This is a genomic window from Saccharopolyspora sp. NPDC050642, assembly GCF_040654735.1.
Taxonomy (GTDB): domain Bacteria; phylum Actinomycetota; class Actinomycetes; order Mycobacteriales; family Pseudonocardiaceae; genus Saccharopolyspora; species Saccharopolyspora elongata.
Genome location: NZ_JBFAIN010000037.1, coordinates 9,793 through 28,104, shown reverse-complemented (window position 1 = coordinate 28,104; position 18,312 = coordinate 9,793). Strand labels below are relative to the sequence as shown.

Here is an 18,312-nt window from a genome sequence, read left to right as displayed (position 1 = left end):
TGCGCCCAGGGCGATCGCAGCTGTTTGTTTTCCGATGTTGTCGTTCTAACGTTGCAGTGGAAATCCGGCTGGACTGGTGAGGTTTGCCGTGACCGCTAAGAAATCAGCAGTCGAGGACATTCTCCCGCTTACCCCGCTGCAAGAGGGGTTGCTGTTCCACGCCTGGTACGACGAGCAGGGGCCGGACGTCTACATCGTCCAGCTGCGCGTCGATCTCGAAGGCGATTGCGACGTCCCGAGGTTGCGGGCAGCCGCTCAGGCGTTGGTGGACCGGCACGCGAGCTTGCGCGCGGCGTTCGTGCGCCGCGGTGGCCGGGAGCCGGTGCAGGTGATCGCCCGGCGGGTGCGGGTGCCTTGGCGGGAACTCGACCTGGTGGCGGCGGCCGACCCGGAGGCCGCCTTCGCGGATGTCCTTGCGGCGGACCGGAACGAGCGGTTCGACCTGGGGAGACCGCCGCTGGTGCGCTTCATGGCGGTGCGGTTCGCCGCTGACCGCGTCCGCCTGGTGATGACGTGCCACCACGCCCTGTTCGACGGTTGGTCGCTGCCGATCGTGGTCGATGAGCTGGTCGAGCTGTACTCCCGAGACGGCGACACCAGCGGGCTCCCACCGGCTCCGGCGTGGCGGGAGTACCTGGCGTGGTTGTCGGATCAGGACGGTGCGGGGGCCGTTCGGGCGTGGGGTGAGGCTCTTTCGGCGGTGGAACAGCCGACTTTGGTGGCTCCGGGCGCGGGTCGGGGCGGAGTGGTGCCGGATCGTGCGGTGGCTGATGTCTCGGCGGGTTTGCTGGGCGATTTGCGGTGTCTGGCGGCTGAGCGCGGTGTGACGTTGTCGTCGGTGGTTCAGGTTGCTTGGGGGGTGTTGCTCGGCGGGTTGGTCGGCTGCGAGGACGTGGTTTTCGGCTCTGTGGTGGCGGTTCGCCCCCCGGAAGTCCGGGGCGTCGAGTCGCTGGTGGGGTTGTGCGTCAACACGGTTCCGGCGCGGGTTCGGTGGTCGCCTGGGACGCGTGTCGGAGATTTGCTGGCGGAGGTCCAGTCCGCGCAGATCGGGTTGATGCCGTACCGGCATGTGGGGCTGCCGGAGATCCAGGGTGCGCTGGGTGTTGGTGAGCTGTTCGACTCGGTGGTCATCTTCGAGAACTACCCGACCAAGCCAGGAACGGCTGTCGAAGCGGCAGCGGGGCCTTCGCTGGGCGTCGCGAACGTCGAAGGTCTCGACTCGACGCATTACGGGTTGGCGTTGGTGGTGCTGCCGGGGGACGAGCAGCTGACGTTGCGCCTGGACTACCGGCCGGATTGCTTCACCGCGGAGGAAGCGGAACTGGTCCTGCGGCGGTTCGTTCGCGTGCTTGAGTCGATGGCCGCCGATTCCGGCATGCTCGTGGCGGACATCGACATCCTCACCGAGGAAGAGCGGTACCAGCTGCTTGAGGTGTGGAACGGGCAAGGTGTGGTCGTCGCCGAGTCGACCTTGCCGGAGTTGTTCGGGGCTCAGGTAGCGGAGTCGCCGGATGCCACTGCGGTGGTGTGTCGTGATGAGTCGGTGTCGTATGCGGAACTGAACGCTCGGGCGAATCGGCTTGCTCGGTGTCTGATCGATCGTGGTGCCGGGCCGGGTTGTGTTGTGGGGCTTGCGGTTCCGCGGTCGGTCGAGATGGTCGTGGCGGTGTGGGCGGTGCTCAAGGCGGGTGCCGCGTATGTGCCGGTCGATCCGGGCTTCCCGGCCGAGCGCATCAGGTTCATGTTGGCCGACGCCGAGCCGGTGCTGGTGGTGACGACGGTCGAAGCCGAACACGCGATGCCACCGGGTTTTCCGGTTCTCGTGCTGGACGATCCGGGAACCGCGGCCGCGGTGGCCGGCGCTTCGGGTGCGGAAATCACTTGTGCGGATCGTGCTGCTGTGCAGCTCGACGACGCGGCGTACGTCTTGTTCACGTCGGGTTCGTCGGGGCGCCCGAAGGGCGTGGTGGTCTCTCACCGGAATGCGTGCGGGTTCGTCGCGGCTGTCGATCCGTGGTTGGGGGCCCGCCCAGGGGACAGGTTGCTCGCGGTGACGACCTTGTCGTTCGACATCGCCGTGGTGGAGTTGCTGGCGCCGCTGCTCGCCGGTGCGGCGGTGGTCGTGGCTCGAGGTGGTGAGGTCGGAGATCCGCGGGCGTTGGCGGCGTTGGTGGCCGACCACGCGGTGACGGTCATGCAGGCGACACCGGCTCTGTGGCAGGCGCTGGTGTCCGAAGCGCCGGGGATGATTCACGGGCTGCGGGTGTTGACCGGCGGCGAGGCCCTGCCAGAGCAGCTGGCGGTCCGGCTGCGCGGTTTGGCCGGTGAGGTCGTCAACCTCTACGGGCCGACGGAGGCCACGGTGTGGTCGACGGCGGCGGAGATCGATCGCGATGGTCGGGTGACCATCGGCCAGCCGTTGGGCAATACCCGCGTCTACGTCCTCGGCCCGAACCTGCGGCCGGTGCTTCCCGGAGTGACCGGTGAGCTGTTCATCGCTGGTTCCGGGGTGGCCCGGGGCTATCTCGGGCGTCCTGGGTTGACGGCTGGGCGTTTCGTGGCTGATCCGTTCGGTCCTGCGGGTGGGCGGATGTACCGGACCGGGGATTTGGCGCGTTGGAACCGGGATGGGGAGCTGGAGTTCGTTGGCCGGGTTGATGATCAGGTCAAGGTTCGTGGTTTCCGGATCGAGTTGGGTGAGGTCGAGGCGGTGCTGGCTGCTCATCCGGCGGTGGCGCAGTGCGCGGTAGTGGCCCGTGAGGACCGGCCGGGGGAGAAGCGCCTGGTCGCCTATGTGGTGGCCGATGCCGGCGACCCGGCCGAATTGCGGGCGTACGCGGCTCGGCGGCTGCCCGACTACATGGTCCCGTCGGCTGTGGTGGTCCTCGACGGTTTCCCGTTGACGGCGAACGGAAAGCTGGATCGGAAGGCGTTGCCCGCTCCCGATTTCGGTTCCGGTGTGGTGAAGGTTCTGCCGAGCACTGAGCGCGAGATGTTGTTGTGCGGGTTGTTCGCCGAGGTGCTGGGCGTTGCGGAGGTGGGGGTAGAAGACAGCTTCTTCGACCTGGGCGGCCACTCGTTGCTGGCGACTCGATTGGCCGGCCGTGTCCGTGCCGAGTGCGGTGTGGAGTTGTCCGTGCGCGCGGTGTTCGAGGCACCGACAGCGGCACAGCTGGCCATCCGGATTGACACCGAGGAGGGGGTGCATCACCCGGTGGCGCTGCGCGCCGAGCAGCGGCCGGAACGGGTTCCGCTGTCCTTCTCCCAACGCCGCTTGTGGTTCGTGGGGGAGCTCGACGCGACCGGCTCGGCGTACCACCTCCCCCTGGCGTGGCGGATCCCCGGTGAGGTCGACATCGTCGCCCTGCAAACGGCGGTGCGGGACGTCCTCACGCGCCACGAGGCGCTGCGGACGGTATTCCCGTTCGGCGAGGACAGCGTGCCCTGGCAGCAGGTCCTGGACGCCGACACCGCGCTGGAACGAGCCTTCGGCACTGCCGAAGCGGAGATCGGATCCGACGACGTCGAGCGGGTGGTCGCCGAGCATTCTGCGCAGGCCTTCGACCTGGGGGTGGAGCCGCCGATCAGGGTGCGATCGTGGGAGATCGTCGGCGGCGGCCGCGTCCTGCTGGTGGTTCTGCACCACATCGCCGGTGACGGTTGGTCGGTGGGGCCGCTGGTGCGGGACTTGGCCGTCGCATACGCGGCACGGTGCACCGGCGAGGCACCAGGTTGGCGGGAATTGCCGGTCCAGTACGCGGATTTCGCGTTGTGGCAGCGGAAAACCCTGGGCAGCGAGGACGACCCCGGCAGTGCGATTTCGCGTCAGCTGGATTTCTGGAGGCAGGCTCTGCGGGGCCTTCCGGAGGAACTGGCGCTTCCGGTGGACAGGTCTCGGCCGGCCGTGGCGTCGTATCGGGGCCGGACTCTTTCGGCCGTCGTCGAGCCGGGTGTGCACCGGCGATTGGTCGAGCTGGCCCGGGAGTGCCGGGCGAGCACCTTCATGGTCGTGCAGGCCGCGCTCGCCGCGTTGCTGACGCGGTTGGGTGCGGGGACGGACATCCCGATCGGGAGTCCGATCGCCGGGCGCGACGATGAGGCGTTGCACGATCTTGTCGGTGCGTTCGTCAACACGTTGGTGTTGCGGACGGATACTTCGGGGGATCCGAGTTTCCGGGAGCTGCTGGGCAGGGTTCGTGAGACGAACCTGGCTGCGTATGCCCATCAGGATCTGCCGTTCGAGCGGCTCGTGGAGGCGTTGAACCCGCAGCGGTCCCTGGCCCGTCACCCGCTGTTCCAGGTGGCTCTCGCGTTCAACAACGGACCCATCGCCGCGCTCGACCTGCCCGGCGGGAACGCCGAGCCGATTGCCGTCCCCATCAGCACCGCCAAGTTCGACCTCGCCTTCACCGCGGTCGAACTCCCGGCCTCGGGAGAGCACCCCGACGGCCTGGAGGTGTCCGTGGAGTACAGCGTGGACCTCTTCGACGCGGACACCGCCGAGCAGCTCCTCCAACGATTGCTGCGGCTGCTGGATCGGGCGTCCGCCGATGCCGATCGGCCACTGCACGAGCTCGACGTCCTCGCAGCGGCCGAGCGCCACCGGCTCCTCCACGAGTGGAACGGCGGTCAGGCGGCACCCGGTGCCGTGGTCCCCGATCTCTTCGAAGCGCAGGCCGCACGTACTCCCGACGCGGTCGCGGTGCTGTGTGACGGGACGGCGGTGACGTACGCCGAGCTGAACGCGCGGGCGAACCGGTTGGCGCGATGCCTGGTCGAGAAAGGGGCCGGGCCGGAGACCGCGGTGGGGCTCGCGATCCCCCGGTCCGTCGAGATGGTGGTGGCGCTGCTCGCCGTGCTGAAGGCCGGGGCCGCATACGTGCCGCTGGATCCGGCATATCCGGCCGACCGGCTGGCGTTCATGGTGGCCGACTCCGCACCGGTGCTCCTGCTCGCCCGCAGCGACGTCGAGCAGCAGTTCGCGACCGGCCGAATGGTCTTGGACGAACCGGGTGTCGTCGAGGCGCTGGCCCGGTACGCCGGTACCGACCTGACCGACGCCGAGCGGAATGGTCCGCTGGATCCGGCGAACCCGGCCTACGTCATGTACACCTCCGGCTCGACCGGAACCCCCAAGGGGGTCGTCGTCACGCACTCGGGGATGGCGGATTCCGTCGCGTGCGCGCACGCGGTCGTCGGCCCGGAACGACTCGCCCGCGTGCTCGCCTCGACATCGCTGAGCTTCGACACCTCGGTGCTGGAGATCTTCCCGCCGCTGACCTCCGGCGGGGCGATCGAAGTGGTACCCGATCTCCTCACCTTGGCGGAGCGCCCGCAGGTGCTGTCGGACGGCGGCCTCGTCAGCGCCGTGCCGTCGGTCCTGGCGAAGGTGATTCGCGGCCAGGAGCGGGCGGAGGGCGTGCACACGGTGATCTTGGGCGGCGAATCCTTCACCGCCCGGCTCGTCCGGGACATCCGCGCGGTCTTCCCGAACTGCCGGATCCTGAACTTCTACGGGCCGACCGAAGCCACGGTCTACTCCGCGGTCTGGTACTCCGACGGCGACGAGCCGCCGCAGGTGCCGATCGGGCCGCCGGTGCCGAACACCAGGGCTTACGTGCTGGGCCCCGCTCTGGAGCTGGTGCCCGCCGGGGTGGTGGGCGAGCTGTACATCGCAGGCGCCGGGGTGGCGCGCGGGTACTCGGGGCGTGCCGGGTTGACGGCCGAGCGCTTCGTGGCCGATCCGTTCGGCGCCGCCGGCGGGCGGATGTACCGGACCGGCGACCGGGTGCGCTGGAACCGGAACGGGGAGCTGGAGTTCCTCGGTCGCGCCGACGACCAGGTCAAGGTCCGCGGTTTCCGCATCGAACTGGGCGAGATCGAGGCCGCGGTCGCTGCGCACCCGCGGGTCGCGCAGTGCGTGGTCGTGGCGAGGGAGGAGCAGGAGGGCGAGAAGCGCCTGATCGCCTATGTCGTCCCCGAGGCCGGGGGGTGCGATCCGGCGGAGGTGCGGGCTCAGGTGGCCCGCAGCCGACCGGATCACATGGTGCCTTCGGCGGTGGTCCTGCTGGAGAGTCTTCCGCTGACCGCCAACGGGAAGCTGGACCGGAAGGCGCTGCCCGCGCCGGACTTCGGCTCCGGGAAGGCGATCACGCCGCCGCGGACGCCGCGCGAGGAACTGCTGTGCGGGTTGTTCGCCGAGGTCCTGGACGTGGACGAGGTGGGGATAGACGACGGCTTCTTCGATCTGGGTGGTCATTCGTTGCTGGCGACTCGGTTGGTGAGTCGCATCCGTACCGCGTGCGGCGTGGGGTTGTCGGTGCGTGCGGTGTTCGAGGCGCCGACCGTGGCGGAGTTGGCCGCGCGGTTGGACGGCGATGACGAGTCGGTGCGCCCGGTGTTGGCGGGGATGGTTCGGCCGGAGCGGGTGCCGTTGTCGTTCGCGCAGTACCGGTTGTGGTTCGTGGACAAGCTGGACGCGGTTGGTTCGGCGTACCACATTCCGCTTGCTTGGCGGTTGACCGGCGAGGTCGACGTTCCCGCGTTGCAGGCGGCGGTGTGGGACGTGGTCGATCGTCACGAAGTCCTGCGGACGGCGTTCCCGGACGTGGCGGGGGTGCCGTTCCAGCGGGTGGTCGGCGATGCCCGGGATGTTCTGGACGTTCCGGTGCTCGCGGTCTCCGCGGATGACGTCGAGGAGGTGTTGGCCGATCAGGTCGAGCGGGGTTTCGACCTGTCCTGCGAGGCACCGGTCCGTGCGCGAATCCTCGTGGTGGACGAGCGCGAGGTCGTGCTGTCGGTGGTGTTGCACCACATCGCCGGCGACGGTTGGTCGGTAGGTCCCCTGCTGCGGGACCTGGCCGCGGCGTATGCCGCGCGGTTCGCCGGTGAAGCGCCGGGTTGGCGGGAATTGCCGGTGCAGTACGCGGATTTCGCGTTGTGGCAGCGGCAAGTCCTGGGCAGCGAAGAAGATCCGGACAGCGTGATCTCCCGCCAGCTGGAGTTCTGGAAAGCAGCCCTGCGGGGTCTTCCGGAAGAAATCGCCCTTCCCACCGACCAGCCGCGTCCGGCAACCGCTTCGTACCAGGGGTGGACCCATTCGGCCGCCGTCGCCCCCGAGGCGCATCGGAGGATGGTCGAACTGGCCCAGGCGTCCCAGGTGAGCACCTTCATGGTGGTGCAGGCCGCGTTGGCGGTGTTGTTGACGCGGTTGGGTGCGGGTGCGGACATTCCGATCGGGAGTCCGATCGCCGGGCGCACGGAGCAGGCGACCGAGGATCTGGTGGGGTTCTTCGTCAACACGCTGGTGTTGCGGACCGACACTTCCGGTGATCCGAGCTTCCGGGAACTGCTCGCGCGGGTCCGTGAGACGAACCTGGCCGCTTACGCCCACCAGGACCTGCCCTTCGAGCGGCTCGTCGAAGCGCTCAACCCGCAGCGATCCCTCGCCCGACCCCCGCTGTTCCAGGTCTCGCTCACGGCCGGCAACGCGCCGGTCGGGGCGCTCCGACTGCCCGGCGTCCACGTGGAGCAGGTGACGGCCGCGGCCCGGACCGCCAAGTTCGACCTCGCCTTCACCGCACTCGAGCACGGCGGGACGGACGGCGGGCTCGACCTCTTCCTCGAATGCAGCGCGGACCTGTTCCGGCCGAACACCGCCGAGGCGCTGCTCCGGCGGCTGGTTCGGGTGCTGGAAGCAGTCGTGGCCGACCCCGACGTCCGGGTCGGGGACGTCGAGGTCCTGTCCGGGGCGGAGCGGCGCCTGCTGCTCGAAGCGCGGCGGGAAGCCGATGTCCCGGTCGCCACGCTGCCGGAGCTGTTCGAGGCTCGGGTGGCGGAGTCGCCGGACGCCGTGGCGGTGGCGTGCGGTGGCGAGTCGGTGACCTACGCGGAGCTGAACTCCCGCGCGAACCGGCTCGCGCGGTGCTTGGCGGATCGCGGGGTGGGGCCGGAAAGCGTTGTGGGATTGGCGTTTCCGCGATCGCCCGCGATGATCTCGGCGATGCTGGCCGTGCTCAAGGCCGGCGCCGCCTACTTGCCCATCGATCCGGATCAGCCCGCCGATCGGATCGGGTTCATGCTCGCCGACGCCGAGCCCGTGCTGGTGCTGACGACCACCGAGGTCGAACGGGCCCTGCCACCCGGAACGCCCCGTCTGGTCGTCGATGATCCACGCACGGCCGGCGTGCTGGCCGGGATGCCGGATGCGGACCTCTCCGATGCCGATCGCGCTGCCCCGCTGCGCGTGGGCAACGCGGCGTACCTCCTCTACACCTCGGGTTCGTCGGGACGGCCGAAGGGCGTGGTGGTCGATCACGCGAACGTCGCGAGGTTGTTGGCGGTCGCCGGCTCCCGAATCGATGCGGGACCCGGCGATGTGTGGACGTTGTTCCACTCGTACGCGTTCGACTTCTCGGTGTGGGAGATATGGGGCGCGCTGGCCGGCGGCGGGCGGCTCGTGGTCGTGCCGTGGGAGGTGACGCGTTCCCCGGCGGATTTCGCGGAGCTGCTGGTCCGTGAGCAGGTGTCGGTGCTGAACCAGACCCCGTCGGCGTTCTACCAGTTGGTGCGGGCCCTGGAGGACGAGCCGTCCCGACGGGACGGTTGGCGGGTGCGCTGCGTGGTCTTGGGCGGCGAGGCCCTGGACCCGGCTCGCGTCCCGGTCTGGGAAACCGGCATGCCCGCGGTGGTGAACATGTACGGGATCACCGAGACCACCGTGCACGTCACCCACGCGGAGATCGACGCCGAGGATCGCCACGGCCGCAGCGTGATCGGCCGGCCGCTGGCGGACCTGCGGGTGTACGTGCTGGATGCGAACCTGCGACCGGTTGCGCCGGGAGTGGTGGGCGAGCTGTACGTCGCCGGTGCCGGGGTGGCGCGGGGCTATTCGGGGCGCCCCGGCTTGACGGGGCAGCGGTTCGTGGCCGATCCGTTCGGCCCTGCCGGGAGCCGGATGTACCGGAGCGGCGACTTGGCGCGCTGGAACAGCGACGGCGAGCTGGAGTACGCGGGGCGCGCCGATGACCAGGTCAAGGTGCGCGGTTTCCGGATCGAGCTCGGCGAGGTCGAAACCGTCCTGACCGGCCACCCCGACGTCGCCCAGGTCGTCGCGGTCGCCCGGGAGGACCAGCCCGGCGAGAAACGGCTCGTCGCCTACGTCGTCCCCGGCCCCGGTGGGTGCGATCCTGCCGGCGTGCGGGCGCACGCGACCCGTCGCCTGCCGGACTACATGGTGCCCGCGGCGGTCGTGCTCCTCGATGCGCTTCCGTTGACCACCAACGGAAAGCTCGACCGCGGGGCGCTGCCCGCGCCGGCGTTCGAAGCCGCCCGCGGGCGACGTCCGGGCAACGAGCGCGAGGAACGCCTGTGCGCGGCGTACGCCGAGGTGCTCGGCGTAGCCGAGGTGGGCGCGGACGACGACTTCTTCCGGCTCGGCGGCGACAGCATCATGACGATCCAGCTGGTGGCGAAGGCCCGTCGCGCGGGGGTGCGGATCAGCCCGAAGCAGGTCTTCGAGCAGAAGACCCCGGCGGCCCTGGCCGTCATCGCCGAGGTCTCGGACGAGCCCGGCGCGGTGGTCGGCGGTCCGGAGGCCGGACCGGTCGCGTTGACGCCGATCCTGCACTGGCTGCGCGATCGCGGCGGCCCGGTGGACCAGTACCACCAGAGCATGGTGGTGCAGGTGCCCGCGGCGGTCGGCGAAGCCGAATTGGCCAGGGCCCTGCAGGCCGTCATCGATCACCACGATGCGCTTCGGCTGAGCCTCGACGACTGGAACCTGCGGGTGCTCCCACCCGGGACCGTTCGGGCCTCCTCGCGGCTGCGGCGCGTCGTGCTGGACGGCCCCGACCCCGACGAGGTCGTGGGCGAGCACCTCGACGACGCGGTGCGCCGCCTGAACCCCCGCACCGGCGAGCTGCTTTCCGCGACCTGGCTGGATGCGGGGAACCACTGCCCCGGCCGGCTCCTGCTCGTGGTCCACCACGTGGCCGTTGACGGTGTCTCCTGGCGGATCCTGCTGCCCGACCTGCAGGACGCGTGGTCCCAGGTCGCGGCGGGGGAAGACCAGGTGGTCCTCGAACCCGTCGGCACATCTCTGCGCGGCTGGGCCGACCACCTCGTCGAGCAGTCCCGCTCCCCGGAGCGGCTCGCCGAGCTGCCCGGCTGGCGGCTGGTGTCCGGTGTCGAGGAGCCCATGCTCGGAAACCGGCCGCTCGATCCGGCCACCGACACCTCGGCGACGCTGCGCGCGATCGAAGTCATCATCTCCGCCGACGACGTGCTGCCGCTGCTGACGACCGTTCCCGCCGCGTTCCGCGGCAATGTCGACGACATCCTGCTCACCGCATTGGCCTTGGCCGTGCAGCACCGGCGTGGCGGCGGCGCCGTGCTGGTGGACGTGGAGACGCACGGCAGGCAGGAGGCAGCCGGGATCGATCTGTCCCGCACCGTCGGGTGGTTCACCTGCATCGCCCCGGTCGTCCTCGACCCCGGTGAGGTGGACCGGGAACAGGTGCTCAACGGCGGCCCGGGTGCGGCGCGGGCCGTCAAGCGGATCAAGGAACAGCTGCGCGCCATGCCAGATCGCGGGCTCGGCTACGGGATGCTGCGGTACCTCAACCCCGATACCCGGCTCGCCGGCGCGAATGCGCAGATCGCGTTCAACTACCTCGGCCGCTTCACCGCACCGGCCGAGGCCGCGGACTGGGCACCGGCGCCAGGGGCGGGCCTGGGAGCCGGGAGCGATCCGGATCTGCCCGCGGCCCACAGCCTCACCATCGACGCCGTGACGGAGGACGCCCCGGGCGGACCGAGGCTCGTGGCGACCTGGTCGTGGCCGGAAGGCCTGCTCGGGGAGTCAGAAGTGAGGGCCTTGGCGGCGGACTGGGTGGAGACGCTCCGGGCGTTCGTCCGCCACCCCGGCGGTGGCGGCAGCCCGTCGGACTTCCCGCTGGTTCCGCTGAGCCAGGACGACGTGGACCGCATCGAGCAGGCCGGCCCGGCGGTCGAGGATGTGCTCCCGCTGACCCCGCTGCAGGAAGGGTTGCTGTTCCACGCGTGGTTCGACGAGCTGGGGCCGGATGTGTACTTGGTCCAGCTGTGCGTGGAGCTGGCCGGTTCCTGGGACCTGCAGCGACTGCGCAACGCCGCGCAGCGCCTCTTGGATCGGCACGGGAGCCTGCGCGCCGGGTTCGACCGGCGCGGCCGGGAGCCGGTGCAGGTCGTCGCCCGGCAGGTGCCCCTGCCTTGGCGCGAGGTCGATCTGACGGGCGCGGACGATGTCGAGCAGGCGTACCGGGACCTGCTCGACCGTGACCGGCGGGAGCGGTTCGACCCGGGGCGCCCGCCGCTCCTGCGCTGCACCGCCGTGAAGATCGGGGCCGGTCGCCATCGTCTGGTGATGACGCACCACCACGTGCTGCTGGACGGCTGGTCGCTCCCGATCGTGCTGCGGGAGCTGCTCGCCCTGTACTGCGCCGAGGACGAACTTCCGCCGGCTCCGGTGTGGCGGGACTACTTGGCGTGGTTGTCCGATCAGGACGGTGCGGGGGCTGTTCGGGCGTGGGCCGAGGCCCTTGCGGGGGTGGAACAGCCGACCCTGGTGGCTCCGGGCGCGGCTCGGGGCGGAGTGGTGCCGGGCCGTGTGGTCGCGGGGGTGTCGGGCGAACTGTTGGGTGGTCTGCGGGCCCTGGCCGGCGGGCGCGGTGTGACGTTGTCGTCGGTGGTTCAGGCTGGTTGGGGGGTGTTGCTCGGTCGTCTGGTCGGCAGCGGGGACGTCGTTTTCGGCTCTGTGGTGGCGGTCCGCCCCTCGGAGGTCCGCGGCGTCGAGTCGCTGGTGGGTTTGTGCGTGAACACGGTTCCGGTGCGGGTCCGGTGGTCGTCCGGAACGCGTGTTGGCGGCTTGCTGGGGGAAGTTCAGTCCGCGCAGGTCGAGTTGATGCCGTACCGGCATGTGGCGTTGCCGGAGATCCAGGGCGCGATCGGTGTTGGTGAGCTGTTCGACTCGGTGGTGATCTACGAGAACTATCCGGCGGGACCGGACCTTCTCGCGGATGGTCCTGACTCGACCGTCGACGACGAGCCGTCAGTGGTGAGCGTCGAAGGACGCGATGCAACGCATTACGGGTTGGCTTTGGTAGTCGTACCGGGGGAAGAGCAGCTGACCTTGCGCCTGGACTACCGGCCGGATTGCTTCACCGCCGAGGAAGCGGAACTGGTCCTGCGGCGGCTGGTTCGCGTGCTTGAGTCGATGGCGGCTGATCCCGACATGCTCGTGGCGGACGTCGACATCCTCACCGACGAAGAGCGAGACCAACTCCTCGAAGACCGGAACGGACGGAGACCTGACGTTCCGGTGGCGACGCTGCCGGAGCTGTTCGAGGCTCAGGTGGTGAAGTCGCCGGATGCCACTGCGGTGGTGTGCGGCGATGAGTCGGCGTCGTATGCCGAGTTGAATGGCCGGGCGAATCGGCTTGCTCGGCGTCTGATCGCTCGTGGTGCCGGGCCGGGTTGCGTTGTGGGTCTTGCGGTTCCGCGGTCGGTCGAGATGGTCGTGGCGGTGTGGGCGGTGCTCAAGGCGGGTGCCGCGTATTTGCCGATCGATCCGGGCTTTCCGGCCGAGCGCATCGGGTTCGTGCTCGCCGATGCCCGCCCGTTGCTGGTCGTAGCGACTTCCGGGGTTGTGCCAGGATTGCCCGGCGAGATCGATGTTCCTGTTCTGGTGGTGGATGATCCGGTCGTTCGTTCGGAGGTCGCGGGGGCAAGTCCGGGCGACGTGGTCGATGTTGATCGCGTGAGCGGTTTGTGCGCGGATCACCCGGCGTACGTGTTGTTCACGTCGGGTTCGTCGGGGCGGCCGAAGGGCGTGGTGGTCACTCACCGGAATGTCTGCGGGTTCGTTTCGGCGATCGATCCGTGGTTGCGGGTTGGGCCGGGGGATCGGTTGTTGGCGGTGACGACGTTGTCGTTCGACATCGCCGTGGTGGAGCTGCTGGCGCCGCTGCTGAACGGTGCATCGGTGGTCGTGGCTCGGGGTGGTGAGGTCGGGGATCCGCACGAGTTGGCGGCGCTGGTGAGTGATCACGCGGCGACGGTCGTGCAGGCCACGCCCGCTTTGTGGCAGGCCTTGGTGTCCGAGGTTCCCGAGACGTTGCGTGGGCTGCGGGTGTTGACCGGTGGCGAGGCCTTGCCGGAGCACCTGGCGACCAGGCTGCGGACCTTGTCCGAGGAGGTGATCAACCTCTACGGGCCGACGGAGGCCACGGTGTGGTCGACGGCGGCGGAAGTCGGCAGCAATGGTCGGGTCACTATCGGTAGGCCGCTGGGCAATACCAGTGTCTACGTCCTGGATGCGCGTTTGCGGCTCGTCCCGCCCGGTGTCGTGGGTGAGCTTTTCATCGCCGGTGATGGCGTGGCGCGGGGATACCTCGGGCGTCCTGGGTTGACGGCGGGGCGTTTCGTGGCTGATCCGTTCGGTCCGTCTGGTGGGCGGATGTACCGGACCGGGGATTTGGCTCGCTGGAACCGGGATGGTGAGTTGGAGTTCGTTGGCCGGGTTGATGATCAGGTCAAGGTTCGCGGCTTCCGCATCGAGTTGGGTGAGGTCGAGGCCGCCCTGGCTGCTCATCCGGCGGTGGCGCAGTGCGTGGTAGCGGCCCGTGAGGACCGGCCGGGCGACAAGCGCCTGGTCGCCTATGTCGTCCCCGGAACCGGCGGATGCGATCAGGCCGAATTGCGGGCTCACGTTGCCGGCATCCTGCCGGATCACATGGTGCCTTCAGCGGTGGTCCTGCTGGAGAGCCTTCCCCTGACCGCCAACGGGAAGCTGGACCGGAGGGCGTTGCCTGCACCCGATTTCGGTTCCAAGCCGGTGAAAGCACCGCCGCGGACCGAGCGCGAGGTGCTGTTGTGCGGGTTGTTCGCCGAGGTGCTGGGCGTCGACGGGGTGGGGGTTGACGACAGCTTCTTCGAACTCGGCGGGCATTCGTTGTCGGCGACTCGGCTGACCGGCCGCATCCGAGCCGCGTGTGGCGTGGAGTTGTCCGTACGCGCGGTTTTCGAGGCGCCAACGGTGGCGCAGCTGGCCGAGCGGGTAGGGCTCGCCGGCAAGTCGGCGGGTCCGGACCCGGTGTTGGCGGGGATGGCGCGGCCGGAGCGGGTGCCGTTGTCGTTCGCGCAGTACCGGTTGTGGTTCGTGGACAAGCTCGATGCCGCGGGTTCGGCGTACCACATCCCGCTGGTGTGGCGGCTGACCGGTGAGATCGATGTTCCCTCGTTGCAGGCGGCGGTGCGGGACGTGGTGGACCGCCACGAAGTGCTGCGCACGGTTTTTCCCGCTGCGGAAGGAAATCCGTGGCAGCAGGTGATCCACGACCCGGGTTCGGTGCTGGAGGTGCCGGTGGTGTCGGCACCCGAGCCGGACCCCTTGCTGGACGCCGTGGTGGATGAGCGCTTCGACCTTGTCCGAGAGCTGCCGATCCGTGCGCGGATCGCGGTGGTGGACGAGCACGAGGTCGTGCTGTCGGTGGTGTTGCACCACATCGCCGGTGACGGTTGGTCGGTGGGCCCGTTGCTGCGCGACTTGGCTGCCGCGTACGCAGCGCGATGCGCCGGAGCGGCACCGGTCTGGCCGGACTTGCCGGTGCAGTACGCGGATTTCGCGTTGTGGCAGCGGGAAGTCCTGGGCAGCGAGGAAGATCCGGGTAGCGTCATCTCCCGCCAGCTGGAGTTCTGGAAGGACACCCTTCGGGACCTTCCGGAAGAACTGGCGCTCCCCACCGACCGGCCTAGACCCGCCGTGGCCTCGTACCAGGGCCGCCGAGTGGATCTCGAGGTCTCGCCCGAGTTGCACGCGGGCTTGATCCGCCTCGCCGGTGGAAGTCGAGCGACGGTGTTCATGGTCGTGCAGGCCGCGCTCGCCGCGTTGCTGACGCGGTTGGGTGCGGGGACGGACATCCCGATCGGGAGTCCGATCGCCGGGCGCGACGATGAGGCGTTGCGCGATCTTGTTGGTGCGTTCGTCAACACGTTGGTGTTGCGGACGGATACTTCGGGGGATCCGAGTTTCCGGGAGCTGCTGGGCAGGGTTCGTGAGACGAACCTGGCTGCGTATGCCCATCAGGATCTGCCGTTCGAGCGGCTCGTGGAGGCGTTGAACCCGCAGCGGTCCCTGGCCCGTCCCCCGCTGTTCCAAGTGCTGCTGGTCGTCAACAACGGTCCCGCCGCACCCCTCGACCTACCGGACGCGGACGTCGAGCAGATGACTCCGCCCGCCCGCACGGCGAAGTTCGACCTGACCGTGGAACTGACCGAGCGCAGCGGAACAGCGGGTGAGCCGCGGGGATTCGCCGGGGCGGTGGAGTTCAGCACCGACCTCTTCGACCTCGCCACCGCGCAACGGCTCGTCGCCCGGTTCGTGCGCGTCCTGGAGGCAGTCGTCGCCGACCCCGGAATCCGGGTCGGGGACATCGACGTCCTCACCGAACCCGAACGCCACCAGCTCCTCGAAGCGCGGACCGCAGAGGCCCCCGCGCCGATGGTGCACGAGGCGTTCGAGGCCCAGGCGGTGCGGACCCCGGATGCCACCGCGGTGGTGTGCGGCGGAGATTCGGTGTCCTACGCAGAGCTGAACACGCGGGCCAACCGGCTGGCCCGATACCTGGTCGCGCAGGGGACGGGGCCGGAGTCCGTCGTGGCCTTGGCGGTGCCGCGGTCGGTGGACATGGTCGTGGCGATGCTGGCGGTGCTCAAGTCGGGAGCCGCTTACTCGCCGATCGACCCCGCCTACCCGGCGGCGCGGATCGAGTTCGTGCTGGCCGACACCGAGCCGACGCTGGTGGTGACGACCACCGAGGTCGCGGCCGGCCTGCCGATTTCGGGGATACCCGCAGTCGAGCTGGACACACCCCACGTGCTCGGCCTGATCGCCGAAGAATCTCCCAGCGATCTCGCGGACGCGGAGCGCCGGCGACCGTTGCGGCCGGACCACGCGTCGTACGTCCTGCACACCTCGGGTTCCACCGGCCGCCCGAAGGGCGTGGTGATCTCCCACCACAACCTGGCCTCCTTCTCGACGGCGGTTCAAGCCTGGGCGGGGTTCGAGCCCGCCGATCGGGTCGCGGCGGTCACCACGCTGTCGTTCGACCTCGCGGCCCTCGAACTGCTGGTGCCGCTGCTGACCGGTGCCGCGGTGGTGGTGTCGTCCGGCAACACCCCTGAGGAACTGTCCCGGCTGGTGGCCGAGCACCGGATCTCGGTCATGCAGGCCACCCCCACGCACTGGCAGCTCCTCGTGTCGGCGGCCCCGGAGATGATCCGGGGATTGCGGGTCCTCGCCTGCGGCGAAGCCCTCCCCGACAGGCTCGGTGCCGAGCTCGCCGCCCTGGCCGGCGAGGTCGTCAACGCCTACGGGCCGACCGAGGCCACGGTGTGGTCCACCGCGGCGCGGGTGACCCGGTCGGGACCGGTGACGATCGGCCGAGCGCTGCGCAACACCCGGGCGTACGTGCTGGATTCGGGCTTGCGGTTGGTGCCGCCCGGAGTGGCGGGGGAGCTCTACCTCGCCGGCGAGGGCGTGGCCCGCGGGTACTGGGGACGTCCCGGGCTGACGGGCGAGCGGTTCGTGGCGGATCCGTTCGCCACCGGTTCCCGGATGTACCGGACCGGGGACCTGGCCCGCTGGAACCGGCAGGGCGAGCTGGAGTTCGCCGGTCGGGCCGACGACCAGGTCAAGGTCCGCGGCTTCCGCATCGAGCCGGGCGAGGTGGCGGCGGCGCTGGCCGATCACCCGCAGGTGGCCCGAGCCGTGGTGGTGGTCCGCGAGGACCGGCCGGGCGACCGGCGGCTCGTGGGCTACGTCGTGCCCGAAGCGGGGCAACCTTGCGACCCGCTGGAGGTGCGCTCGCACGCGACCCGGACCCTGCCCGACCACATGGTGCCCGCGGCCGTGGTGGTGCTGGACGAATTTCCGCTGACCAGCAACGGAAAGGTGGACCGTCGAGCACTGCCGGCCCCGGACCCGCACTCGGCGAGCGCGGCACCTCGCACGCCGGACGAGGAGTTGTTGTGCGGGCTGTTCGCCGAGGTTCTCGGGATGCCGCGAGTCGGGGTCGACGACAGCTTCTTCGACCTCGGCGGGCATTCCTTGCTGGTGCTGCGCCTGGTCGAGCGGATCCGGGCGGAGCTGGGGGTGGAGGTCGGGATCGGCGCGGTGTTCCAGACGCCGAGCGTCGCCGGGCTCGCACCGCACCTGTCCGGCCGAACGCGGCAGGATCCGTTCGAAGTCGTGCTGCCGATCACACCCGACGAGGGCAAGCCGAACCTCTTCTGCGTGCACGCCGCAGGCGGTATCGCCTGGTCGTACCGCGAGCTCGCCCGGGCCGCACCCGCCTTCGCCGTCTACGGAATCCAGGCGCGCGGCCTGGATCCGGCGGAGGAACTGCCCACCAGCGTGGCCGAGATCGCCGGGGACTACGCCGCGCAGGTACGAGCGATCCAGCCGCGTGGCCCCTACCGCCTGTTGGGGTGGTCGTTCGGCGGCGTGATCGCCCACGCCCTCGCCACGCTCCTGCAGGACGAGGGCGAGCAGGTCGAACTGCTCGCGGTGCTGGATGCCTACCCGGTCACGGCCGCCGAATCGGGGAACGCAGAACCGCCCACAGCGGACGAGATCGGGGAACTGCTGCCAGGGCTCTTCGGCATCCGCGATGACGACGGCCTCTGGCACCGGGTCGTCGAGGGCGTCCGCCGGGTGTACGGCAACAACACCGCCCTGCTCGCTTCGAGCGAACTAGGCGTCTTCCGCGGCGACGTTCTGCTCTTCACCGCCGCGCGGGAGGCGAACGGGGGCGCGGCGGCGCTCGACGTCTGGCGTCCCCACGCGACCGGGGAGATCCGCACCCACCAGATCGACTGCAGGCACGCGGACATGATGCGACCGGAGTCCGCCGATCAGATCGCCCGCATTGTGATGGAGATACAGGAGGCAAGCGATGAGTAGTCCGACGAATCCGTTCGACGACGAGAACGGCAGGTTCCTCGTCCTGGTCAACGACGAGAACCAGCACTCCCTCTGGCCGTCGTTCGTCGACGTCCCGGCCGGATGGCGCGTGGTGCACCCGGAGGACACCCGGCAGGCCTGTCTGGAGTACATCGAGGCGAACTGGACCGACCTGCGGCCCCGGAGCCTCGTCGAGAAGATGAAGCGGGCCTGACCCGAAGCCGAGCCGGTGAGGTCGCCCTGCGCCCGGTCCGACCGCGCCGGGCGGCCTCCCGATGCCGTCTCCGCCTGGTTGATGACGATGTGAAGGA

Annotated in this window: 2 protein-coding genes; both read left to right on the top strand. The window is 69.9% G+C overall.

Annotation, left to right across the window (positions count from 1 at the left end; translation table 11 throughout):
- Positions 1–88: 88 nt before the first annotated feature.
- Positions 89–18,001 carry a non-ribosomal peptide synthase/polyketide synthase gene (locus AB0H93_RS35685; protein WP_358579254.1) on the top strand — a complete coding sequence of 5,971 codons (17,913 nt, stop codon included), beginning with the start codon at positions 89–91 and terminating at the stop codon, positions 17,999–18,001.
- Entirely contained in the window at positions 17,994–18,215 is a 222-nt protein-coding gene (locus tag AB0H93_RS35680) for an MbtH family protein (protein WP_358579252.1), read from the top strand. The genes AB0H93_RS35685 and AB0H93_RS35680 overlap by 8 nt, the downstream gene beginning before the upstream one ends.
- Positions 18,216–18,312 lie beyond the last annotated feature (97 nt).

Excerpts from the sequence above, each read along its gene's own strand:
- AB0H93_RS35680 (WP_358579252.1), top strand. The coding sequence starts at position 17,994 with ATGAGTAGTCCGACGAATCCGTTCGACGACGAGAACGGCAGGTTCCTC.